The sequence below is a fragment of the Rhodoferax sp. genome (assembly GCF_044236835.1).
Lineage (GTDB): Bacteria > Pseudomonadota > Gammaproteobacteria > Burkholderiales > Burkholderiaceae_C > Allorhodoferax.
The window spans coordinates 61705-85306 of sequence record NZ_JBIIGC010000014.1 but is presented as its reverse complement, the minus strand read 5'-3'; the positions used below and the strand labels follow the sequence as shown (position 1 = coordinate 85306).

Here is a 23602-nt window from a genome sequence, read left to right as displayed (position 1 = left end):
CCCGCTTCACAGTCGGCACCAGAGCACGTACCCCACAAGGTTCGGGCTTTTTTTGTTACCCACCACCTGCAGACCAGGTCATCGTTTCGGCCCACTAGGGCAGCGCTACGTTGTGTGTCCCGTCCGCAGAGGCAGGCACGCCGGGGTCGATGCTGTAGTAATCCCCCGCCTCCGCCACAAAAATATGGGCTGCAATGTGTAGCCCTTGTGGCGCATCCAAACTGCCAGCGGCGATCGACACCCGCTCACCGCCCGTGGCTTCAAAGAACAGGCTCGATCCGCAGCGCTTGCAAAAGCCCCTGCGGTGGTCGGCCACGGCACTGAACCACGCCAAGGTGGCGTCTTCGGTCAGCCTGAAGTGCGCACGGCGGCAGGCGGTGGCCGCTACGAAGTGGCCGCTGCTGCGGCGGCACTGTTCGCAGTGGCAGGCAATGATGGGGCGCAAGGGCCCGTCGACTTGGTAGCGAACGCCGCCGCACAGGCAGCCGCCGGTAATGGTGGGGTGCATTCAGTCTCCTGTAGTTTGAAATTGCGCCATTTCGGTGGTGATCCAATCCTTGAACGCTTTGGACGCCGCATGGGTGTGCGAGCCTTCGGGCGCGACCAGGTAATAGGCCTCGCGCATCGGCACCGACTCCTCAAAAGGCCGCACCAGCCGACCCTGCGCGACCAGGTCCTTGGCGATGGTGTCGTGCGCCAGGCACACGCCCAGGCCGCGCTGGGCCCAGTCCAGGCTCAAGGCCCAGGTGCTGGCACGGTGAATGGGTGGCCGCGTGACCGTGGTGTGGCCTGCGTGGGCGTCCAGCCAGGAACCCCAGCTTTGTGCGGTGCCCGGCAGGTCAAACAGACGCTGCGCTAACAGCTGGTCCATGGATTTGATGCGCCGGGCCAACTGCGGCGAACATACCGGGAACATGGTTTCTTTGGTCAGTCGCCGGCCTACGCGGCCCTCGCGTTTGTTTTGGCCAAACACGATTTGGACCGAGGCCGAGACGTTGGGCCGCTCCTCGCTCCAGACGGCGGTGGACAGGTGCAGCTGCACCCAAGGGTGTTTGTGCAGAAATGCGCCTAGGCGCGGGCTTAGCCAAAAGAGCGCAAACGACAGGTTGACGTGCAGCTCCAGCACGTCCGGGCCGTTGCGCCCGGTCAGCACCTTGGTGCCTTCTTCCAGCATGGCGAATGCGGCTTGTACCGTGGGCAGGTAACCGCGGCCTTCGTCGGTCAGTTCGAGCCCGCGCACACGCCGCAGAAACAGGGTGCGTCCCAGCGCCCCTTCCAGGCTCTTGATTTGCTGGCTCACTGCCGACTGGGTCATGCTCAGTTCCTGGGCCGCTGCGGTGAAGCTCAAGGACCGCGCCGAGGCTTCGAACGCGCGCAACCAGTTCAGCGGTGGGAGGCGGGATGCAGTTTGCATAAGTGAGGCATTAGTCAAACTAATCCTACAACGAAAATTTATTCGTTTGCTGCTTGGAAGCCATTCAAGCAAACTCGCGCCACCGGTACAAAGCCACGCTGGGTGCCGAACGCAGGAGATCCACACCATGTCTGAAATTCTTGTACGCACGGGTCAAACCACACCCCAAGTGCTTTTGCGCGACGCCAGCGGTGAGCGCGTGCTGCCCGCCCTGTGGCTGCGCGCACGCAGCCCCGACCCCAGCCAGCGCGATGCCGTCACCGGACAGCGCCTGATGAACCCCCATCTGCTGCCAGACGATTTGACGGTCACCGGCGCGCGCCAAGACGGCGCCATGTTGCACATTGCATTCAGCGACGGCTTTGCTGGCCACTACGACCCGGCAGAGCTCATTGCAGGTTCTGTCTTGAGTGAGGAGTGCCCAGAGGCCCGCGCATGGCGGGCCGACATGGCCGTCAAGCCCATTTACAACTGGCCCGACTTGGAGCGCGACGACGTGCTTTTTGCCGCGCTCAAAGACTTCATTGAGCTGGGCTTCCTGTTGGTCAACCACACGCCAACTCAGGCTGACTCCATCCTCAGCGTTGCACAGCGCTTCGGGTTTGTGCGCACCACCAACTTCGGTGCATTTTTCGAGGTGTATTCGCGCCCAGATTCGAATGACCTGGCCTACCGCCCGGTGGCCTTGGGCCCGCACACCGACAACCCCTACCGTACGCCGGTGCCAGGCATCCAGATACTGCAGTGCCTGCAGAACGAAACTTCTGGGGGTTTTTCTACCTTGGTGGACAGCTTGGCCGTGGCCGAGCAAGTGCGCGTTGAAGACCCGCAAGGCTTCGAGTTGCTCAGCCGCATCCCCGTGCGCTTTGAGTACCGCGACGCGACGACCCAGTTGGTGGCGGTCAAACCGATGATTGAACTCGATGGGCGTGGCGAGATGACGGGCGTGCACTACAGCCCGCGCTTGGACGACATTCCGCTCATGTCCGAGGCCGATACCCGGCGCTACCATGCCGCCCGCAAGCGCTTGGGGCAATTGTTTGAGGACCCGCGCTACGAACTGCGCTTTCGGCTCAACCCCGGCGAGATGATGATGTTTGACAACAACCGCGTGCTGCACGGCCGCACCGCGTTCAACCCGGCCGAAGGCCACCGCCAACTCCAAGGTTGCTATATTGACCGGGATGGCCCGCGCAGCCTGTACCGTGTTTTGAAGCGCAAGTTGGCCTAAGCACAGCAAACGAAAGTGACACCATGAATCAGGTTCAATTCACCCAAATGAAGGACGGTACCCGCGAGGAATACGTCTTCCTGCAGGCCTTGGAGCACGACTACATTCGGCAATTGCCTGACCGCCTGCTGCAGGGCTTGCAGCGCTTGGACGGTTCCTTGCAGGGCTACCAGGTAAGCCGCCTGGAGCACTCCTTGCAAAGCGCTACCCGTGCAGAAGACGATGGTGCCGACATTGAGATGGTGGTGGCTGCCCTGGTGCACGATATCGGTGACGAGCTCGCGCCTGAAAACCACTCACAGATGGCAGCCGCCATTTTGCGACCCTATGTTCGCGCCGAAGTGACCTGGGTTGTGGAGATGCACGGGCTGTTCCAGATGCAGTTCTACGCGAACCACTACGGCAAAGACGCTGCTGGCCACCTGGCCTACCGAGATCACCCGTGGTTCGACAGCTGCCAACGCTTTTGCGAACGCTACGACCAAGCCGCGTTCGACCCCAGCTACCCCACGCGGCCTTTGGCCCACTTTGAACCGATGTTGCGCGAGGTGTTTTCCAGAAAGCCCTTTGATCCGGCGGTGATCCAGCAGCCACTGTCATAGGGTAACTCTGATGGGCGAGTCGTCAGCGCAACTCTAGAATCACTTCGTTCGCCACGCCTCCCGGCTGTCGCATTGCCAGGACATTGCCCCCATGCCAAAAGCCACTCCGAATGACGCCCAACCTGCCGAGCGGGTCATCAAAAAGTACCCCAACCGCAGGCTGTACGACACCGACAGTTCCAGTTACATCACCTTGGCCGAGATCAAGCGCTTGGTGATGGACCACGAGGTGTTCAGCGTGCGCGATGCCAAAACCGGCGAAGACCTGACGCGCAGCATTCTGTTGCAGATCATTTTGGAGGAGGAGGCCAACGGCTCCCCGATGTTCACCGCTCCGGTGCTCGCCAATGTGATTCGGTTTTACGGCCACACCATGCAGGGCTTCATGGGCGGCTACCTCGAGAAGAACATGCAGGCACTGATGGACATGCAAATGCCCATGGTCCAAGGCGTCATGGGCAACCAGGTGTTCCAGCAGATGCAGGACCAGATCCAAAAGCAGACCGAGCAGTTTTTGGGCACTTTTGGCATCAAGCGCTAAGCCCGTTGCTTCCCGGGCGGCAATTGCGGGGACAATCCGGGCATGCTCCAGACATCTTCTTCCCCTTCCGAGCCAGTTAGTGCGCCCAAGGTTGGTTTTGTCAGCTTGGGTTGCCCCAAGGCGCTGACCGATTCCGAACTCATTCTCACGCAGCTCAGCGCCGAGGGTTACCAAACCAGCAAGTCCTTCCAGGGCGCGGACCTGGTCATTGTCAACACCTGTGGCTTCATTGACGACGCGGTGAAGGAGAGCCTAGACACCATTGGCGAAGCGCTGTCTGAGAATGGCCGGGTGATCGTCACCGGCTGCCTGGGCGCCAAGACCGAAGCAAATGGCGAAAACATGGTGCGAAAAATGCACCCCAAGGTCTTGGCTGTGACCGGCCCGCATGCGACCCAGGAGGTGATGGACGCGGTGCATCTGAACCTGCCCAAGCCGCACGACCCGTTCACCGATTTGGTGCCGAACACCTTTGGTGTGGCTGGCATCAAGCTAACACCGCGCCATTACGCGTACCTGAAGATCAGCGAGGGTTGCAACCACCGCTGCACCTTTTGCATCATCCCCTCGATGCGCGGCGACTTGGTGTCGCGCCCCGTGGGTGATGTGCTGTCTGAGGCGCAGGCGCTGTTTGCCGGGGGCGTCAAGGAGTTGCTGGTGATCAGCCAGGATACCTCGGCCTACGGTGTCGACGTGAAGTACCGCACCGGCTTTTGGGACGGTAAACCCACCAAGACCCGCATGTTCGATTTGGTGCAGGCGCTGGGTGACATCGCTGAGCCTTATGGGGCCTGGGTTCGCTTGCACTATGTCTACCCCTATCCCAGCGTGGACGAGCTGCTGCCGCTCATGGCCTCCGGGCGCGTGCTGCCTTACTTGGATGTGCCCTTGCAGCACAGCCACCCGGAGGTACTGCGGCGCATGAAGCGTCCCGCTAGCGGTGAGAAGAACCTGGAACGCATTCGGCAGTGGCGCGCAGCTTGCCCGGAGTTGGTGATTCGTAGCACCTTCATCGCCGGCTTCCCCGGCGAGACCGAAGAAGAGTTCGCGCACTTGCTGGACTTTGTCCGCGAGGCCGAGATCGACCGCGCTGGTTGCTTTGCCTACAGCGCTGTGAATGGCGCTGCCGCCAACGCCTTGCCCGGCATGCTGCCCGAGGCCTTGCGCGAGGAGCGGCGGGCGCGCTTTATGGCGGTCGCCGAAGAGGTGTCTGCCGCGCGCCTGCAAAAGCGGTTGGGGGCCACGATGCAAGTCTTGGTGGACTCGGCGCCCGGCATGGGAAAGAAGGGTGGCGTGGGCCGCAGCTATGCCGACGCGCCCGAGATCGACGGCGTGGTGCACTTGTTGCCACCCGAGAAGATCAGCAAGACCTTGAAGGTGGGCGAGTTCACCAAGGCCCGCATTGTCAGCGCGCAGGGCCACGACTTGGTCGCTTTGCCGTTCTAATTGCATGCACAGCACGCCAACGTCCCACGGGGGCACAAAAAAAGCCGCTGGAAAAACCGCGGCTTTTTTGTCAACACCATTGAACTTGTTGGTGCCCAGAAGAGGACTCGAACCTCCACGATGTTACTCGCTAGTACCTGAAACTAGTGCGTCTACCAATTCCGCCATCTGGGCATCTCAGGAAAGAGGGTGAGTGTATCAAAAATATGAGCCAAACCAGCGGCTTGCTGGATGAACTTGAAGGAACGGTGCAAGGGCATCGCGATGGGCATGGCTTTGTGGCCCGCGACGACGGCGCGCCCGACATTTACCTGCCGCCCAATGAGATGCGCGCCGTGCTCCACAAGGACCGCGTCAAGGTGCGTATCGTGCGCAGTGACCGCAAGGGTCGGCCCGAAGGGCGCGTGGTGGAGATCATCGAACGCTCCAAGCAACCGATCATCGGCCGCCTGTTGCACGAGAGTGGTGTCTGGCTGGTGGCACCCGAAGACAAGCGCTACGGACAGGATGTCTTGATTCCGAAGGGCGCCACCAGCGTTGCCAAGCCGGGGCAGGTGGTGGTGGTGGAGTTGGTCGAGCCGCCAGCCTTGTTTGGCCAACCGGTGGGGCGTATCAAAGAGGTGCTAGGCGAGGTGGACGACCCGGGGATGGAGATTGAGATTGCAGTGCGCAAGTACAGCGTGCCACACGAGTTCTCCCAGGCCTGTGTGGCTCTATCGCGCAGCCTGCCTGACAAGGTGCGGCCCCAGGACAAGCAAGGGCGGGTTGACCTGACCGATGTGCCCTTGGTCACCATCGACGGGGAAGACGCCCGAGATTTCGACGATGCGGTGTACTGCGAACCTGCCACTCGCGGGCGGGGCCGCGCCGCAGTGAAAGGTTGGCGTTTGCTCGTTGCCATTGCCGATGTGAGCCACTATGTGGAAACTGGGTCGGCCATCGATGTCGATGCCTACGACCGTGCCACAAGCGTGTACTTTCCGCGCCGCGTGATTCCGATGTTGCCCGAGAAGCTTTCCAACGGCCTGTGCTCGCTTAACCCAGAGGTCGAGCGCCTGTGCATGGTGTGCGACATGTTTGTGACTGATGCAGGCGTCGTAGAGGCGTACCAGTTCTACCCTGCCGTGATGTGGAGCCATGCGCGCTTCACCTACACCGAAGTAGCCGCCATTTTGGGCAACACCCGCGGGCCCGAAGCGGCCAAGCGCAAGGAGCGCGTGGCTGATTTACTCAACCTGCACGGGGTCTTCCAGTCGTTGCTTAAGTCTCGCCAGCAGCGCGGTGCGGTCGACTTTGAGACCACCGAGACCCAAATCGTGTGCGACGAGAACGGTCGCATAGAAAAAATCATGCCGCGGGTGCGCAACGTGGCCCACCGGGTGATTGAGGAAGCCATGCTGGCGGCTAATGTTTGCAGCGCTGACTATATTGCTCAGAGCAAGCACCCGGGTCTTTTTCGCGTGCACGAAGGACCGACACCTGAGAAGAAGGAGATTCTGCGTAACTATCTGCGTGCCATTGGTCTGGGCATGACCATCAGCGACGAACCCACACCTGGCGAGTTCCAAGCGATCGCTGTCGCTACCAGAGACCGACCTGATGCGCAGCAAATCCACTCGATGTTGTTGCGTTCCATGCAGCAGGCGATCTATACGCCCATCAACAGTGGGCACTTCGGGTTGGCATTTGAGGCCTACACCCATTTCACCAGCCCTATCCGCCGTTATCCTGATTTATTGGTGCACCGGGTGATCAAGGCTGTGCTCGACAAAAAGCGGTACCTACTCCCGACTTTGCCAACGCCGGGTGAGGCACATGCCAAGTTGTCACGCCGACTGGAAAAAGGCTTGGCCGCCAAGGGTGAACCGGTATCTTCCAAGGCGCGCAAACCTACGGCTGAAGGTGTGGCTTGGCAGGCAGCCGGTCTGCATTGCAGCGCCAACGAGCGCCGCGCCGACGAGGCCAGCCGCGATGTCGAAGCATGGTTGAAATGCAAATACATGCGCGAGCATTTGGGCGAGGAGTACGCTGGCGTGGTGACTTCGGCCACGAGTTTTGGCTTGTTTGTAACCTTGGACGCGATGTACGTCGAAGGCCTGGTGCACATTACCGAGCTGGGTGGCGAGTACTTCCGGTTTGACGAAGCGCGCCAAGAGTTGCGCGGTGAGCGCACCGGAACCCGCTACGCGATTGGGACCAGGGTTCGGATCCAGGTCAGTCGGGTCGACCTGGACGGACGCAAGATTGACTTTCGCTTGGTGCACGAAGGCGACGGATTGCTGGGCCGTAACCCATCTGATAGGGACACGGTCCGCGAACCCAAGATGCGCAAAGCAGCGCCCGAGCGCTTTGACGTTGACGCTGGATCAGGTAGCCCGTCGGCCAGAAATGCCGCCCGCCCCCGGAAGGGCGCGGAGCGCGCGATCGCCACATCGAAGAAGGTGGCCCGCAAGCGCAAGTGACCGCAGCCCAATGTGGCGTGCAATTGCGTTGAGCCCTGGCCCCAACGATTGGTTTGACCATCCGCGCCTGAAAGGTGATTCGCAGGTTCCTAACCCTGGCTGTCTGAGCTGCTTGTCCCAGGACAATGCTCAGATGGCGATTGAACTTGCTGATTATTAGGCAGTGCGCGTAAAGCGCAGCGGATTGAACGCGGCCGGGTCCAGGCGCGTGGGCTTGTTTCCGATCAGGTCTGCCAACAGGCGTGCGCTCCCGCAAGCCATGCCCCACCCGTTGTGGCCGTGCCCTGTGTTGAGAAGCACGCCTGGCAGGGGCGTTTGGCCGATCAGCGGCAGCCCGTCACCGATGAACAGGCTCGAGCCCGTCCATGCTTGGACGCCTTCGCGCAGGTTGGCTGCTCCGGGGAAGTGGGTGTTGAGCGCGCGGTACAGGGGCCGAAAACTTTGCTCATCGCTGGTGGTCATGGGGCGGCCTAGCGAGGCGCCCCCGCTGACCCGGATCCGGTTGCCCAGGCGGACGATCGCCACTTGGCTGGCGGTGTCCACCACTGCGCTGCGTGGCCCGTTCAGAGGCTCACGCAAGTGCAGGCTGAGCGACTGGCTGTGCACCACCGCACGGCGGCAATGGGGAGCCGCCATGCGCATGAAGCGCGAGGGATCGCTGCCGCAACACACCACTATCCGGTCGAACGCCAACGGTGTTGCGCCGGTTTCCAAGATGATGCCCGGTTGGGCAGCGGGTGCAATGGTTTGCACATTGGTGCCAAGACAAAACACCACTCCCTGTGCTTGGGCGGCTTCCTTGAGAAGCTGCGCGAAGTGCCTGCAGTTACCAACCGCATCCTGCGGAAACTGGACCGCGCTGTGCACAGGCAGGGCAGCACCCAGCCCGGGTTCGAGTTTGCGCGCCTCCTGGGCGGATAAGTTCTTGAATGCGACGCCCAGTTGCTTCAATGCTTTCAACTTGGGTGCAAACCGCTCAGATTCGCGCGCTGTGGCAAACAGCGCAAGTTGCCCTTCGCTGCGGTCAAAGGAAAGGCCGGTACGTCGCACGATGTCATGCAGTTGCACCATGCTGGCTTCCAGCAGGGCGTGGTTGGCGGCGAGTGCGGCCAAAAAGTCCTGCTCCGAGCGGCGCCTACTCCAAGTGATTAACCAGCGCAGATCCTCCAATCTGGTCCCGCCGCCAACGCGCGCGGTCTGCAGCAGCCTTCGCCACGACGTCAGTGCGCCGCTGGGCCACTGAGGGTGCGAAATCACAGCCCCGAGGCTGGGTGCAAGCAAACCACCATTGGCAAAGCTCGCGCCCTCCGCGATAGATGCGCTTTTTTCGTACACCGTCACTCGGTGTCCGTCCATTGCTAACTCGTAGGCGGTACATATGCCCACGATGCCAGCACCGATGACTGCAATATTCATTCAAAGTCCATCAAACCAAGTAAGTTCGTAAGCCGATGTTGGGCTCCAAGTCCGTAGCGCAGGGTGTTGTGTGCGTGGGGGTCGTACACCGGGGAGAACGCGGGGACTCGGTTGGTAACCATGTTAAACTCGCGGGCTGTGCTGACGGCGCGTAGTGCGCTGTCCACAGTAAATCGCAAACCGGTCAAGCCAAGGTGTCGAAGCCCCTGAATTTTAGTGCGCGGGGGCAACGATTTGCAGACCGGATTTAAGACCTAACCTTTGGAGTTAAACATGGCAGTAACGATGCGTGAGATGCTGGAAGCAGGCGTCCACTTTGGACACCAGACCCGCTTCTGGAATCCGAAGATGGCCCCGTTCATTTTCGGTCACCGTAACAAGATTCACATCATTAATCTAGAGAAGTCGCTTCCGATGTTCCAGGACGCGGCCAAGTTCGTGCGCCAGCTTGCAGCGCGACGCGGCACGATTTTGATGGTGGGCACCAAGCGCCAGGCCCGCGAGATCGTGGCAACTGAGGCGCAGCGCGCCGGTGTGCCATACGTGGACCAGCGTTGGCTAGGCGGCATGCTGACCAACTTCAAAACGGTCAAGACCTCCATCAAGCGCCTCAAAGACATGAAGGTCCAACAAGAGGCCGGTCTTGACGCCATGAGCAAGAAAGAGCAACTCATGTTTGCTCGCGAGCTCGAGAAGCTTGAAAAGGACATCGGCGGTATCCAAGACATGACCAGTTTGCCCGATGCCATTTTTGTGATCGATGTGGGTTACCACAAGATCGCAATTGCAGAAGCCCGCAAGCTGGGCATCCCGCTCATTGGCGTGGTGGACTCCAACCACTCGCCCGAAGGCATTGACTATGTGATCCCCGGCAACGACGATTCTTCTAAAGCCGTCACCTTGTACGCCCGCGGTATCGCCGATGCGATCATCGATGGTCGCGCCAACGCGGTCGATGACATGGTCAAGGCGGTCGCTGCCGAAACGGACGACGAGTTTGTGGAAGTGAGCGAAGCTGCCGCTTGACAGCTTGGCAGCTCAAAAAAGGGGCGCATCGCCCCTTTTTTTTAGGTAACGCGTAACGATTGAATACGGAGAGAGAAATGGCTGCAATCACTGCAAGTATGGTCGCGGAGCTGCGCGGCAAAACCGATGCACCGATGATGGAGTGCAAAAAGGCGCTGACCGAGGCCGATGGCGACATGGCCAAGGCCGAAGAGCTGTTGCGAGTCAAGCTGGGCAGCAAGGCCGGCAAAGCTGCCGCCCGGGTGACGGCAGAGGGCGTGGTTGTCGCCTGCATCGAAAACGGTGTTGGCGCTTTGCTCGAAGTGAACTGTGAAACTGACTTCGTCACCAAGAACGATAGCTTTGTCGCTATGGCCAATGCAGCGGTGCGCCTGGTTGCTCAGCATAACCCCGCCGATGTGGCTGCCCTCGGTACGCTGTCTTACAGTCAAGATGGTTTCGGTCCCACCGTCGAAGATGTGCGCAAAGGCTTGATCGGAAAGATCGGCGAAAACATGACGCTGCGCCGCTTCAAGCGCTTTGCCAGCGGCGCCAAGCTCGCATCCTACTTGCACGGAACTCGCATCGGTGTGGTGGTGGAGTTTGAGGGGGACGATGTGGCCGCCAAAGATGTAGCCATGCACGTGGCTGCGATGAAGCCAGTGGCGCTGCAAAGCAGCGACGTTCCCCAAGATTTGGTAGAGCGGGAGCGCTCGGTCGCGGCGGCCAAGGCGGCCGAAGACGCTGCGGTGGCAACCGCTGCGGGAAAGCCGGTGCAATCTCCGGAAATCGTTGCCAAGCGTATAGAGGGTGGCGTGCAGAAGTTCCTTAAGGAGGTGTCGCTGTTCAACCAACCTTTCGTCAAGAACGACAAGCAGACGGTCGAACAGATGCTTAAGGCCTGTAACACCACCGTCAAGGGCTTTACGCTCTATGTTGTCGGCGAAGGTATTGAGAAGAAGACGGACGATTTCGCAGCTGAAGTGGCCGCGCAAGTCGCTGCCGCCAAGCAGTCGGCTTAGGTTGGCGTCGGGGCTCGGCCTGGCCGACCCCTGTGATTATTGGCCCTCGGAGGAAATTCCCATGCAAAACGACAAGCCTGTCTACAAGCGCATTTTGCTCAAGCTCTCGGGGGAGGCTTTGATGGGCAACGACCAGTTCGGCATCAATCGCGACACGATCGTACGCATGGTGGACGAGGTTGCAGAAGTCACCCGCTCCGGCGTGGAGGTAGCAGTGGTGATCGGTGGCGGCAACATCTTTCGCGGCGTGGCCGGTGGCTCCGTGGGTATGGACCGGGCCACTGCGGACTACATGGGAATGTTGGCCACGGTAATGAACGCGCTCGCATTGGGCGACACCATGAACAAGGCTGGCCTCACTGCCCGCGTCATGTCCGCCATCGGCATCGAGCAAGTGGTGGAACCCTACGTGCGCCCAAAGGCGCTGCAGTACCTTGAAGAAGGCAAAGTCGTTATCTTTGCAGCGGGCACTGGCAACCCGTTTTTCACTACAGACACTGCTGCTGCGTTGCGCGGCGCCGAAATTGGAGCGGAGATCGTTTTGAAGGCCACCAAGGTCGATGGTGTGTACAGCGCCGACCCCAAAAAAGACCCGAACGCCAAGCGCTACAGCAGCCTGAGCTTTGATGAAGCGATGTCGAGCAACCTAGGCATCATGGACGCAGCGGCGTTTGCGCTGTGCCGGGACCAAAAGCTGCCTATCAAGGTGTTCTCCATCTTCAAGCCCGGCGCCCTCAAGCGCGTCGTGTTCGGGGACGATGAGGGAACCTTGGTCCATGTGTAACCAATTGGTTTTTTTGTGAACCGCTGATCGTATCGAACGGAGGCATGACTATGGCTATCAACGCTGTGTTGGCAACGCTGGAGACGAAGATGGAGCAGTCGATTGCATCCTTTGCCAGCAACTTGACGAAGGTACGCACCGGCCGGGCCAACCCGTCGTTGCTCGATACTGTCCACGTGGACTACTACGGCTCAATGCTCCCGATCAGTCAAGTGGCCAATCTTTCGCTGTTGGACGCACGCACGATTGGCATCCAGCCCTGGGAAAAGGGTATGGGTGCGAAGATTGAAAAGGCCATCCGCGACAGCGACCTTGGCCTGAACCCGTCTAGCATGGGCGATCTGATTCGTGTGCCCATGCCGGCCATGTCCGAGGAGCGCCGACGCGAGCTGACCAAGGTCGTGCGCAACGAGGGTGAAAGTGCCAAAGTGGCAATCCGCAACGTGCGGCGCGATGCCAATGATGCCGTCAAGAAGCTGGTCAAAGACAAGCTCGCGTCTGAGGATGAGCAAAAGCGCTCCGAGGCCGATATCCAGAAGATCACCGACCGCTTCATTGCAGAGGTCGACCGGCTGGTTGCTGCCAAAGAGCAAGACATCATGGCGGTTTGACGCAGAGGCATGTGCATTGACTGCCGCCTCTGAGGCCCTAAGCTCTGCTGGCCCGCGCCATATCGCCATCGTCATGGATGGCAATGGCCGCTGGGCGTCCAAGCGCATGCTGCCGCGCACCGCGGGTCACCACCAGGGTGTAGAGGCCTTGCGGCGGGTGGTTACAGCCTGCGTATCGCGGCAGGTGAAGGTACTCACCGTGTTTGCGTTTTCCTCCGAGAACTGGAAGCGTCCGGCCGATGAGGTATCGGGCTTAATGACCTTGTTGGCCATGGTGCTTGCCAAAGAGGTGCCCAAGTTGCACAAAGAGGGCGTGCGGTTGCAGTTTGTGGGTGCGCGGGAATACCTTTCGGAGCGGGTGCAAATTGCGCTGTTGGACGCGGAATCCCATACCCGCTCCAACACCGCGCTCTTGCTCAACGTATGTTTCAACTACGGTGGCCGCTGGGACATTGCACAGGCAGCGGCCAAGCTTGCGGCGGCGCGTGAGCCGATCACCGAAGAGAGCTTGGCACAGACCTTGTCGACAGCCCATTGCGGGGATCCGGACTTGATCATCCGCACCGGTGGAGAGATGCGCTTGAGCAATTTTTTGCTCTGGCAGGCGGCCTACAGCGAGCTGGTTTTTTCTGACGCCTTGTGGCCAGACTTTGACGCTCAACTGCTGGATGACGCCATCGGTGCCTACCTTGCGCGTGAACGGCGTTTTGGTTTGACGTCCGACCAAGTGTCCGACGCCGCCGAACGACCCAGCTGAGCGTTGCCAGCATGCTCAAACTCAGGGTCATCACCGCAGTGTTGCTGTTGGCTTTGCTGTTGCCAGCGGTCCTATCTCAATCGCAGACACCGCTGGGGCTGATGACGCTGCTTTTGATCTCCTGTGGCGCATGGGAGTGGGCCAGGCTCAACGGATGTCAACCCGTGTTTGCCGTTTCGCAAGGCGTGCTGTTTGGGGCGCTGGGTCTGCTGGTTTGGTTCTCCGGATCGCTGGAGGGCTCGCTTGTAGGTGTGTGGGTGGTGGCTGGTTCGCTCTGGGTGCTAGCGGGTGCCTGGTTGTTGCGCTACGGCCAGGCGCGTTGGGCGGAGGTTGCGCTGGTGCTTCGTTTGTCAGGTGGTCTGTTGGCCTTGCTCCTGGCGTGGGCTGCGATGATGCAAGCGCGCGGCATTGGCATCAATTTCTTGTTCTCGGTGTTGGGGTTGGTATGGATTGCCGACATCGGCGCCTACTTTTTTGGCAGACGTTGGGGTGGGCGGTGGTTTTCCCGCCGTTTGGCGCCGGGCATCAGCCCTGGAAAAACTTGGGAAGGCGCCATCGGCGGTGCGGCATGTGTGATGCTGGTGGCTGTTGCTTGGACCGCGCTGGAGCCATACTTGGCGGTCGATTCCGCCAGCCTGTTCACCCGGCTTGCTGGCGTAGGGTCGGGCTTTTTTGTTTTGGGCGTGTTGTTTCTTTGCGCAATGAGCGTCGTGGGTGACTTGGTTGAATCCTTGTTCAAGCGACTTGCCGGGGTCAAGGACAGCAGCGCCTTGCTGCCGGGGCACGGCGGCGTGTTGGACCGGCTCGATGCCTTGGTCCCTACACTGCCCTTGGCGATGATGATTGTGACCTTGGGGGCTGTTTGAAAAACTTACTCATTCTGGGCTCCACTGGTTCAATTGGCGTGAGCACTCTAGAGGTGGTCGATCTGCACCCGGACCGGTTTGCGGTGTTCGCCTTAACAGCGGCCACCCATGTGGAGCGTATGTTGGCGCAGTGCGCCAAGTACCAGCCGCAGTTTGCGGTCATGGACAGCTTGGAGCACAGCCGCGAGCTGGCCGCACGTGTGAAGTCCTTGGGTTTGCGCACTCAGGTGCTAGGCGGTGCGGCGGCGATTCGCGATATGGCGTGTGATTCTCGCGTGGATATTGTGATGGCAGCGATCGTGGGCGCTGCGGGCTTGGAGCCCTGCATGGCTGCGGCGCTGGCGGGCAAGCGCTTGTTGCTGGCCAACAAAGAGGCACTGGTGGTGGGCGGGCAGTTGTTCATGGATGCGGTCGCCCAAGGTGGCGCCACTTTGCTGCCTATCGATAGCGAGCACTCTGCTATTTTTCAGTCTTTACCGCAGGACCGGCAGCGCTGGCCCAATCTGGTAGACAAGCTCATTCTCACCGCATCTGGTGGCCCCTTTCGCCGTCGTGATCCTTCGACGCTGGGAACGGTCACTCCGCAGGAAGCGTGCGCGCATCCCAACTGGACCATGGGGCGCAAGATTTCGGTGGACTCGGCCACCATGATGAACAAGGCCTTGGAGGTGATTGAGGCGCACTATCTTTTTGGTATGCCGCCAGAAAAAATCGATGTCGTCATCCATCCACAGAGCGTGGTGCACTCCATGGTGCAGTACGTGGACCATTCGGTGGTCGCACAACTGGGCACTCCCGATATGAAAGGCCCCATCGCGTACGGCTTGGCTTGGCCAGAACGGGTCCGATCTGGTGCGGCGGCCATCGATTTTTCTGCACTCTCAGCGCTTACCTTCGAGAGCTACCAAACCGCCGACCACCGTGCGCGCTACCCTGGTCTGGCCTTGGCCTGGCAGTCGCTGACCGCTGCGCCTGGCACGCCCGCAGTGCTCAATGCGTCCAACGAGGTGGGTGTAGCAGCCTTCTTGGATGGCCGCATTCGGTTCGACCAGATTCACCACGTCAACCTGGAGACCGTCGAGCGAGCCGTGTTTGCCGGCCCTTCCTCGGTGGTCGATCTCGTCGCGCTCGACCAAGAGGCGCGCGCCTTGGCGGGCGCTGTGGTCAAGCGCATTGCTCCCTGATCCTTTGAGCCGCTAATCAACGCCATGATCACCCTCATCGCGTTTCTGGTTGCGATTGCCCTGCTGGTCGCGATCCACGAGTGGGGCCACTTTCAGATGGCGCGGCTTTGCGGCGTAAAAGTGCTTCGTTTCTCTGTCGGGTTTGGTCCGACACTATGGCAATGGACGTCGCCTAAGTTCGGAACCCAGTTTGTGCTCGCTGCGGTTCCCCTGGGTGGCTACGTGAAGATGCTCGATGCTCGCGAGGCTCCGGTAGCTTCTGAGGAGTTATCGCAGGCCTTTAGCACGCAGCCGCTGCGCAAGCGCGTTGCTATTGTGGCGGCCGGGCCGCTAGCGAATCTGGTTCTGGCCGTGGTGCTGTACGCCGCAGTCCATTGGATAGGCATGGTCGAACCTGAGGCCAGGTTGGCCCAGCCCGTGCCGGATTCCATTGCCGCGCAAGCCGGTCTACGCGGCGGGGAGCTGGTGACCGCCGTAGGTTTTGCGCCCGATGAGTTGGTCGACGTGGCGTCGTTTGATGATTTCCGCTGGTGGCTCACCCGCGCAGCTCTAGGTTCGCAGGACCTGTACTTGCGGTACTCCCGTTCGGACCGGCAAACGGTCGGTGAGACGGTGCTGCCCTTGGGTGATTTCCAAGCCACGCAGGCCGACGCCAGCATGTTCAAAGCCATTGGCATCACGGGCCCGTATTCGCCGGCACGGGTCGGCAATGTCCGATCCGGCAGTGCCGCAGAGGAGGCGGGCCTGATCGAGGGTGACTTGGTGCTCCAGGTAGACCGTCGACCCATCGTGGATGCAGCCCAGTTGCGGGCGCTGATTCGTGAGTCGGGCCGGTTGGCTGCGCCGTCTGCGCAGTCTTGGATTGTGTGGCGCGACAGCCAAGAGCTCCTGATTGTGGTCACCCCACGGCGCGACTCCGATGAGGGCGAGAACATCGGCCGCATTGGGGCTATCGTGGGTGATCGTCCGGCCACTGTGGTGGTGCGTTCGGGCCCGCTGGACGGCATGGTCAAGGCGATCGAAAAAACGTGGGAGGTATCGGCCCTGACGCTTGGAATGATGGGGAAAATGCTCGTTGGCGAGGCGTCCATCAAGAACCTCAGTGGTCCAATCACCATCGCAGATTACGCGGGCCGCTCGGCTGCACTGGGCCTGACCCAGTACCTGGTGTTTTTGGCCTTGATCAGTGTCAGCTTGGGGGTGTTGAACCTGCTCCCGCTCCCCATGTTAGATGGCGGACACCTGATGTATTATCTTTGGGAGGGCCTGACTGGCCGAGAGGTATCCGAGGCTTGGCTGTCTCGTTTACAACGTCTGGGCCTGGCCGTATTGATGGTGATGATGTCAGTGGCCTTGTTCAACGACATTCACCGTTTGATGTTCTAGCGACCCCGGTTGCCAGCGAGTTGCCCACCACCTGCACACCCAATATGTTCCATACCCTCTCTAAGCAACGCCATATCTTGGTCGCCCTCGTGGCGGTTTTCTTCAGTCAGCTCGCGCTTGCTTTGGAACCATTTGTGGTGCGCGATATCCGAGTGGAAGGCCTGCAGCGCGTCGAGGCTGGCACCATCTTCGCGTCCATTCCGGTGCGCATCGGTGACACCTACAGTGACGACAAGGCTGCCGCCTCGATCCGCTCGCTGTTTGCATTGGGCTTGTTCAAGGATGTGCGCATTGATGTCAAGGACGGTGCTTTGATTGTGGTTGTAGATGAGCGTCCGGTTGTGGCTGATGTGGAGTTCTCTGGAACCCGAGAGTTCGACAAGGACGTTTTGATCAAAGCCCTGAAGGACATCGGATTGGCCGATGGCCGCCCGTACGATAAAGCGTTGGTGGACCGTGCCGAGCAGGAGGTCAAACGCCAGTACATCAACCGCAGCATGTATGCAGCTGAGGTAGTTACCACGGTCACGCCGGTTGAGCGCAATCGAGTCAATTTGAGCTTTGCGGTGAGCGAGGGTGAGCCTGCGACCATCACCGACATTCGTATTGTGGGGGCCAAGGCGTTCCCAGAGTCGACCTTGTTGGGTCTGTTTGACCTCAACACCGGAAGCTGGCTGAGTTGGTATACCAAGTCCAACCGCTATTCAAGGCCTAAGTTGAACGCAGACATCGAGACACTGCGCTCCTATTACCTGACCCGTGGTTACCTCGAATTCAAGGTCGAGTCGACCCAGGTGGCCATCGCAGCCGACAAGCAAAGCATTGGCATCACCATCAATGTGACTGAGGGTGAACGCTTCGTGGTGTCAAAGATCAAGCTGGACGGGAACTACTTGGACAAAGAGGCGGAATTTCAGTCGCTTATCGCCATCAAGGCCGGGGAAGCCTACAACGTTGACCAGGTGGCCCAGACCACCAAGGCCTTTACCGACTATTACGGAAATTTTGGCTTTGCATTCGCCCGCGTGGACGCCCGCACCGAAATTGACCGCACCACCAACCGGGTAGAAATCACGCTGGTGGGTGACCCCTCGCGGCGTGCTTATGTGCGGCGCATCAACGTCGCTGGCAACGACCGAACCCGTGACGAAGTCATTCGCCGGGAGTTCCGCCAACTTGAGGCGGCGTGGTACGACGGCGACAAGATCCGACAATCCCGCAATCGGGTCGACCGCCTTGGCTACTTCAAGGAGGTCTCGCTGGACACCCAAGAGGTCCCAGGATCTCCCGATCAGGTGGATATCACCATCACCGTGGCCGAGAAGCCCACTGGCAGTTTGACTTTGGGAGCGGGCTTTTCAAGTGGCGACGGTTTGGGTGTGACCTTCGGTTTTCGGCAAGACAATGCTTTTGGTTCCGGTAGCTCTCTGGGCGTTGAAGTCGACACCACCAAGTACAACAGAACGCTGGTCTTAAACACCACCAACCCTTACATCACCGAAGACGGCATTTCTCGCACCATCGACCTGTACCAGCGCACTTCCAGATCGCGTGCCGACATCGACAGCTACTCGATTGTTACCACTGGTGCCGGCTTGCGCTACGGCGTACCGTTCACCGACATTGATACGGTGTTTTTTGGGGTTGGCGTCGACCGCACAGAGGTAGTGACCGGCACGTTTTTGCCTCAAGTGTTCCAAGATTTTGCCAATGATTTTGGCAGTGTGACTGACGCGGTGCCCCTGTCTTTGGGGTGGGCGCGTGACACCCGCGACAGTGCGCTCGTGCCCAGCAGCGGTCGGGTGCTTCGCGGCAACGGCGAATGGAGCGTGGGAGGTGATTTGCGCTACGTGCGCGGCACCGCCCAGTTTCAGCAGTACTTTCCGCTGTCCAAACGTACTACGCTGGCCCTTAACAGCGAGTTGTCGGTGGGCAAGGGTACCAACGGCTTGACCTATCCGGTGTTCAAGAACTATTACTCGGGCGGCTTGGGTTCGGTGCGCGGGTTCGAGCAAGGGTCTTTGACCACCGAGGCGCAGCGCCAGGCTGGCCTGACCGCCACCGGCGGCTCAAAGAAATTCACCTTCAATGCGGAGGTGTTGTCCCCCATACCTGGCGCTGGCAATGACCGCACGTTGCGCTGGTATGGCTTCATCGACGCGGGCAGCGTGTTCGGCCCAGGCGAGCCAATTCAGTTTGGTGCAATGCGCACTTCTTACGGCGTGGGCTTGAGTTGGGTTTCACCTGTCGGACCCTTGCGCTTGGCGGTGGCCCGACCCATTACCCAGTTCCAAGGCGATAAACTACAGTCTTTGCAATTTCAAATTGGAACGTCCTTCTGATGAAGAAACTTCACCTGCGTTGGGGCTTGGGTCTAGCAGTGGCGCTGCTGGCAGGCGCTGTGTTCGCGCAAGAGTCCAGAATTGCCATTGTCAATGTTCAGCGCATGACCTCCGAGTCTGTGCCCGCAAAGGCGGCGACAGCGAAGCTGGGACAAGAGTTCTCCAAGCGCCAAAAGGACCTTGGCGACATGCAGTTGGCGCTGAAGGGACTCGGTGAGCGGCTCGATCGCGAAGGCCCCACGCTCAACGAGAGCCAGCGAGTTGCGCGCCAGCGCGAGTTCGCCGACCAAAGCCGCGAGTTCCAGCGCAAACAGCGAGAGTTCCAAGAGGATTTTGCCGCGCGGCGCAACGAGGAACTGCAAAACGTGCTGGGCACGATCGACAAGGCGGTCAAGCAAGTGGCGGACGCAGAGAAATACGACTTGGTCATCCAGGAAGTGGTTTACAGCAACGGGAAGCATGACATCACCGACAAGGTGCTGAAAGTCCTCAACGGCGCGTCCAAGTAAGTCGGCACGCTTTGGAACCGGCCATGCAAATGGAGCTGGCACATATCGTTGGCGCATTGGGCGGTGAGTTGCATGGCGAACCGGGGATGGTCATCACAAAACTGTCCCCCTTGGAGCACGCTGGATTCGGTGCGTTGAGTTTTTTAAGCCATCCAAGGTACCGCGCACAGTTGGCATCCAGTGCCGCATCGTGCGTCATCGTGGGGCCACAAGACAGAGAGCTTGCCCAAGAGCGTGGCGCCTGCATCGTCACGACCAATCCCTACCTCTACTTTGCGCGCGTAACCCAGTTGTGGCGCAAGCACTTACCACGTTTTGAAGCGCCATTGGTGCATGCGAGTGCGGTGATCGATCCGCGCGCGCAGGTTCACGCGAGCGCGGCCATCGGCGCCTTGTGTGTGGTCGAGGCGGGTGCGCAGATAGGCGCGGACACCGTACTGAAGTCCCGCGTCACGGTGGGCGAAAACTGTGTCATTGGTCAGCGCTGCTTGGTGCATCCGGGCGTCGTCATTGGCGCGGACGGATTTGGCTTTGCGCCCGACGGCGAGCGCTGGGAAAAAATTGAGCAACTGGGTAGCGTGCGGATCGGTAACGACGTAGAGATTGGCGCTAACACCTGCATAGACCGTGGCGCTTTGCAGGACACCGTGATCGAAGATGGCGTCAAGCTCGACAACCTGATCCAAATTGGCCACAACGTGCGGATCGGACGTAACACTGCACTGGCGGGTTGTGTGGGGGTGGCTGGCAGCGCCACCATTGGTGCGAATTGCACCGTGGGCGGTGGCGCCGTGGTGTTGGGCCACTTGACCTTGGCACCTGGCGTGCACATATCTGCGTCCACGGTTGTCACCAAGTCGGTGCTGCAACCTGGCCACTACACTGGCGTCTTTCCCATGGAAGAAAACAGCGCCTGGGAGCGCAATGCCGCCACGCTCAAGCAATTGCACCGCTTGCGTGACCGAATCAAGACCCTGGAGAAAGAAGCAAAGCGATGATGGACATCCACAAAATTCTCAAGCAACTGCCGCACCGGTTCCCGTTTTTGCTGGTGGACCGGGTCACAGCGTTGGAGAAGGGCAAGCGCATCACTGCGCTCAAGAATGTCACCATCAACGAGCCATTTTTCGTCGGTCACTTTCCCCACCGCCCGGTGATGCCGGGTGTCTTGATGCTGGAAGCCTTGGCCCAGGCCGCGGCACTGCTTGCGTTCGATGCGCTCGACGCTACGCCCAACGACCAAATGGTGTATTACTTCGCCGGCATCGAAGGCGCGCGTTTCAAGCGCCCGGTTGAGCCCGGCGACCAGTTGGTGCTGCAGGTGGAGCTGCTGCGCATGAAGGCCGGGATTTTCAAGTTCAAAGCGGCCGCGCTGGTGGGCGAAGATCTGGCGGTCGAGGCGGAGCTGACCTGCGCCATGCGCGCGATTGCCTAAGGGGGCAATGTGACGGCCATTCACCCCACTGCGGTGGTTGACGCCGCCGCCCAAATTGACAGTTCAGTGACGGTAGGACCCTACACCGTGATCGGTCCGCATGTGCGCATCGGCGCAGGCACCACGGTGGGACCCCACTGTGTAATCGAAGGCCACACCACCATCGGGCGAGACAACCGTATCTTCCAGTTCAGCTCTCTGGGGGCGATTCCGCAAGACAAGAAGTACGCCGGTGAGCCGTGTGAGCTGGTCATCGGTGACCGCAACACCATCCGCGAGTTTTGCACCTTCAACATCGGCTCTCCCGGCGACACCGGCGTAACCCGGGTGGGCAACGACAACTGGTTGATGGCCTATGTCCACTTGGCGCACGACTGCATAGTCGGCGACCACACCATTTTTGCCAATAACTCACAGCTCGCGGGCCATGTGCATGTGGGCGATTGGGTGATTCTGGGTGGCTTCACCGTAGTGCACCAGTTTGTGCGGATCGGTGCGCACAGCATGACGGCCATGTGCTCGCTGCTGTTTGCCGATGTGCCCCCTTTCGTGATGTGCCAAGGCCAACCGGCGCAGGCGCGGTCCATGAATTACGAGGGTTTGCGTCGGCGTGGCTTTTCGCCGACGCGCATCAGCGCAGTGAAGGCGATGCACAAGCTGTTGTACCGCGACGACCTGACGCTGGAAGCTGCCAAAGGGCGCATCGCCGAGCTGGGCAGCAGCGAGCCAGAGCTTGCGGCTGACGCGGAGTTGATGCGGTCCTTCCTCGACCAGACATCGCCGCAGCGCGGCATTGTTCGCTGAGCCGCTGCATGGCGTTGGACACTCGCTCTGCGCCACCCACGATCGCGATGGTGGCCGGTGAGGCCTCGGGTGATCTGTTGGCCGGTTTGCTGTTGGCTGGGCTCCAGGCGCGCTGGCCACAACTTCGTGCGCACGGCATTGGCGGGCCGCAGATGCAGGCGCACGGCTTTACCGCTTGGTGGCCGCACCACAAGCTCTCGGTACATGGTTTCGGCTGGGATGTGTTGTTGCGCTACCGCGAAATCGTGGGCATTCGCAAGCAACTTCAGCAGCGCCTGTTGGCACAGCGGCCCGACCTGTTTATCGGTATCGACGCGCCCGATTTCAACCTCGATCTGGAGGCTGGGCTTAAGGCCCAAGGCGTCAAGACCGTGCACTTTGTCTGCCCCTCGGTGTGGGCCTGGCGTGCCGAGCGTTTGCTAAAGATTCGCCGCTGTGTGGACCATGTGCTGTGCATTTTTCCGTTCGAGCCCGAGTTACTCGCAGCCCACGGTATTGCATCCACCTATGTGGGTCACCCACTGGCCAACGTCATCCCGATGCAGCCTGACCGTGCACAGGCGCGTCGCGCGCTGGGGCTGGACTTGCAGGACGAAGTCGTCGCCCTCTTGCCCGGCAGCCGGGTCTCGGAGATCACGCATTTGGCGCCGCGCTTTTTTGAAGCGGCACGCCGTATTGCCAAGGTGCGGCCGCTAGTCCGCTTTGTGGTGCCCGCTGCGCCGGGTTTGTTGGAGCGGATTCAGTCGATCGCTTCCGACATTGGGGGCGTGCAGCGGCTGCAGATCGTGGCCGGGCAATCCCACACGGTACTGGCGGCCTGTGACGTGACCTTGATTGCCAGCGGCACCGCCACGCTGGAGGCAGCCCTGTACAAGCGCCCCATGGTCATCGCTTACCACATGGGCAGCCTGTCGTGGCAGTTGATGCGCCGCAAGCGTCTGCAACCTTGGGTGGGCTTGCCCAACATTTTGTGTCGTGAATTTGTGGTGCCCGAGCTGTTGCAAGACGCAGCGTCGCCGCACGCGCTGGCCGATGCCGTGCTGCAGTGGCTGGATGCGCCTGCGCGCGCACCGCAGCGTCTGGTCAATCTGCAAACCCGTTTCACGCAGCTGCACCAATCCCTGCAGCGCGACACCGCGACAATAGCCACCGATGCCATCCAGAAAGTACTCCAAGCTTGAGCCGTCCGTGGTCCGCCAAGCCAGCTTTGTCTGGCACGTTCCTGGCCTGCTTGCCGGTGTCGATGAGGCTGGCCGTGGCCCGCTGGCGGGGCCGGTGGTAGCCGCCGCCGTCATTTTGGACGACCTGCACCCCATCAGCGGACTCAACGATTCCAAAAAGCTCTCACCCTTGCGGCGCGACGCTTTGTACGACGAGATACGCTCCAAAGCGCTGTGCTGCTCGGTGGCCCAGGCCAGCGTCGAAGAGATTGATCGGTTGAACATCTTGCAGGCCACGCTTCTGGCCATGCGCCGCGCGGTGGAAGGTCTGCGCCTGTTACCGGCCAAAGTGTTGGTGGACGGTAACCGATTGCCTGTCTTGGGCGTGCTTGCAGAGGCGGTTGTGCGAGGCGATGCAACGGTGCCGGCGATTTCAGCGGCCTCCATCGTGGCCAAGGTCACCCGCGACCGTTGGTGTGCGGACTTGGACCAGCGCTTTCCCCAGTACGGCTTTGCCGCCCACAAGGGCTATGGCACAGCCGAACACCTGGATGCGCTGCGCAAGCACGGCGCCTGCCCCGAGCATCGGCGCTCGTTCAGCCCGGTCGCGCAGGTTCTTGGGTAA

The 23602-nt window shown here is 60.4% G+C and carries 23 protein-coding genes and 1 tRNA gene; 20 read left to right on the top strand and 4 right to left on the bottom strand.

Annotated features, from left to right (window positions below; genetic code table 11):
- Positions 1-94: 94 nt before the first annotated feature.
- Both ACILRC_RS11095 and ACILRC_RS11090 read right to left on the bottom strand, forming a co-directional pair.
- The gene (locus ACILRC_RS11095) at positions 95-508 is read right to left on the bottom strand and encodes a GFA family protein (RefSeq protein ID WP_395669434.1); all 414 of its coding nucleotides are present in this window, start codon (positions 506-508) and stop codon (positions 95-97) included.
- Positions 509-1414, bottom strand: a complete 906-nt coding sequence (locus ACILRC_RS11090; RefSeq protein ID WP_395669433.1) for a LysR substrate-binding domain-containing protein — start codon at positions 1412-1414, stop codon at positions 509-511.
- Positions 1415-1541: 127 nt separating this feature from the next.
- On the opposite strand from ACILRC_RS11090, the gene ACILRC_RS11085 reads away from it, so the two are divergent.
- The 4 genes from ACILRC_RS11085 (at position 1542) to rimO (ending at position 5234) form a co-directional block, all read left to right on the top strand.
- Positions 1542-2645 carry a TauD/TfdA family dioxygenase gene (locus tag ACILRC_RS11085; protein ID WP_395669432.1) on the top strand — a complete coding sequence of 368 codons (1104 nt, stop codon included), beginning with the start codon at positions 1542-1544 and terminating at the stop codon, positions 2643-2645.
- 23 nt (positions 2646-2668) lie between these two features.
- Positions 2669-3247, top strand: a complete 579-nt coding sequence (locus tag ACILRC_RS11080) for an HD domain-containing protein (RefSeq protein WP_395669431.1) — start codon at positions 2669-2671, stop codon at positions 3245-3247.
- Between the two features lie 91 nt (positions 3248-3338).
- Positions 3339-3788, top strand: coding sequence for a polyhydroxyalkanoate synthesis repressor PhaR (phaR, locus tag ACILRC_RS11075; protein WP_395669430.1), 450 nt, complete (start codon positions 3339-3341; stop codon positions 3786-3788).
- Between the two features lie 42 nt (positions 3789-3830).
- Complete coding sequence (gene rimO, locus ACILRC_RS11070; RefSeq protein ID WP_395669429.1) at positions 3831-5234, top strand: 30S ribosomal protein S12 methylthiotransferase RimO; 1404 nt, start codon at positions 3831-3833, stop codon at positions 5232-5234.
- Between the two features lie 89 nt (positions 5235-5323).
- Here the strand turns inward: rimO and ACILRC_RS11065 are convergent.
- Positions 5324-5408: transfer RNA gene (locus tag ACILRC_RS11065), tRNA-Leu, on the bottom strand.
- A gap of 32 nt (positions 5409-5440) precedes the next feature.
- Here ACILRC_RS11065 and rnr point away from each other — a divergent pair.
- Positions 5441-7696, top strand: a complete 2256-nt coding sequence (gene rnr / locus ACILRC_RS11060; protein WP_395669428.1) for a ribonuclease R — start codon at positions 5441-5443, stop codon at positions 7694-7696.
- 156 nt (positions 7697-7852) lie between these two features.
- Here the strand turns inward: rnr and ACILRC_RS11055 are convergent, their stop codons facing one another.
- Positions 7853-9112: an NAD(P)/FAD-dependent oxidoreductase gene (locus ACILRC_RS11055; protein WP_395669427.1), complete on the bottom strand. Its 1260-nt coding sequence runs from the start codon at positions 9110-9112 to the stop codon at positions 7853-7855.
- 273 nt (positions 9113-9385) lie between these two features.
- Here ACILRC_RS11055 and rpsB point away from each other — a divergent pair, with 273 nt between their 5' ends.
- The 15 genes from rpsB (at position 9386) to rnhB (ending at position 23602) form a co-directional block, all read left to right on the top strand.
- Positions 9386-10138, top strand: a complete 753-nt coding sequence (gene rpsB, locus ACILRC_RS11050; RefSeq protein ID WP_395669426.1) for a 30S ribosomal protein S2 — start codon at positions 9386-9388, stop codon at positions 10136-10138.
- A gap of 77 nt (positions 10139-10215) precedes the next feature.
- Positions 10216-11139 (top strand): translation elongation factor Ts, encoded by a 924-nt coding sequence (gene tsf / locus ACILRC_RS11045; protein WP_395669425.1) that lies wholly within the window; start codon positions 10216-10218, stop codon positions 11137-11139.
- 61 nt (positions 11140-11200) lie between these two features.
- On the top strand, positions 11201-11923 hold the full coding sequence (pyrH, locus tag ACILRC_RS11040) for a UMP kinase (protein WP_395669424.1): 723 nt from the start codon (positions 11201-11203) through the stop codon (positions 11921-11923).
- A 50-nt stretch (positions 11924-11973) separates the two neighbouring features.
- Positions 11974-12534 carry a ribosome recycling factor gene (frr, locus tag ACILRC_RS11035; protein WP_395669423.1) on the top strand — a complete coding sequence of 187 codons (561 nt, stop codon included), beginning with the start codon at positions 11974-11976 and terminating at the stop codon, positions 12532-12534.
- Between the two features lie 16 nt (positions 12535-12550).
- Positions 12551-13291 carry a polyprenyl diphosphate synthase gene (gene uppS / locus ACILRC_RS11030; RefSeq protein WP_395669422.1) on the top strand — a complete coding sequence of 247 codons (741 nt, stop codon included), beginning with the start codon at positions 12551-12553 and terminating at the stop codon, positions 13289-13291.
- Between the two features lie 11 nt (positions 13292-13302).
- Complete coding sequence (locus ACILRC_RS11025; RefSeq protein ID WP_395669421.1) at positions 13303-14157, top strand: phosphatidate cytidylyltransferase; 855 nt, start codon at positions 13303-13305, stop codon at positions 14155-14157.
- Positions 14154-15341 (top strand): 1-deoxy-D-xylulose-5-phosphate reductoisomerase, encoded by a 1188-nt coding sequence (dxr, locus tag ACILRC_RS11020; protein WP_395669420.1) that lies wholly within the window; start codon positions 14154-14156, stop codon positions 15339-15341. The genes ACILRC_RS11025 and dxr overlap by 4 nt, the downstream gene beginning before the upstream one ends.
- 24 nt (positions 15342-15365) lie before the next feature.
- Positions 15366-16727 carry an RIP metalloprotease RseP gene (rseP, locus tag ACILRC_RS11015; protein WP_395669419.1) on the top strand — a complete coding sequence of 454 codons (1362 nt, stop codon included), beginning with the start codon at positions 15366-15368 and terminating at the stop codon, positions 16725-16727.
- Between the two features lie 44 nt (positions 16728-16771).
- On the top strand, positions 16772-19069 hold the full coding sequence (bamA, locus tag ACILRC_RS11010; protein WP_395669418.1) for an outer membrane protein assembly factor BamA: 2298 nt from the start codon (positions 16772-16774) through the stop codon (positions 19067-19069).
- Entirely contained in the window at positions 19069-19578 is a 510-nt protein-coding gene (locus ACILRC_RS11005) for an OmpH family outer membrane protein (RefSeq protein ID WP_395669417.1), read from the top strand. The genes bamA and ACILRC_RS11005 overlap by 1 nt, the downstream gene beginning before the upstream one ends.
- Before the next feature lie 23 nt (positions 19579-19601).
- A complete protein-coding gene (gene lpxD, locus ACILRC_RS11000; RefSeq protein ID WP_395669416.1) occupies positions 19602-20576 on the top strand; it encodes a UDP-3-O-(3-hydroxymyristoyl)glucosamine N-acyltransferase in 975 nt (324 codons plus the stop codon).
- On the top strand, positions 20573-21013 hold the full coding sequence (gene fabZ, locus ACILRC_RS10995; RefSeq protein WP_395669415.1) for a 3-hydroxyacyl-ACP dehydratase FabZ: 441 nt from the start codon (positions 20573-20575) through the stop codon (positions 21011-21013). The genes lpxD and fabZ overlap by 4 nt, the downstream gene beginning before the upstream one ends.
- Positions 21014-21022: 9 nt before the next feature.
- Entirely contained in the window at positions 21023-21817 is a 795-nt protein-coding gene (lpxA, locus tag ACILRC_RS10990) for an acyl-ACP--UDP-N-acetylglucosamine O-acyltransferase (RefSeq protein ID WP_395669414.1), read from the top strand.
- Positions 21818-21864: 47 nt separating this feature from the next.
- Positions 21865-22998 carry a lipid-A-disaccharide synthase gene (gene lpxB, locus ACILRC_RS10985; protein WP_395669455.1) on the top strand — a complete coding sequence of 378 codons (1134 nt, stop codon included), beginning with the start codon at positions 21865-21867 and terminating at the stop codon, positions 22996-22998.
- A complete protein-coding gene (gene rnhB / locus ACILRC_RS10980; RefSeq protein ID WP_395669413.1) occupies positions 22970-23602 on the top strand; it encodes a ribonuclease HII in 633 nt (210 codons plus the stop codon). Before lpxB ends, rnhB begins: the two co-directional genes overlap by 29 nt.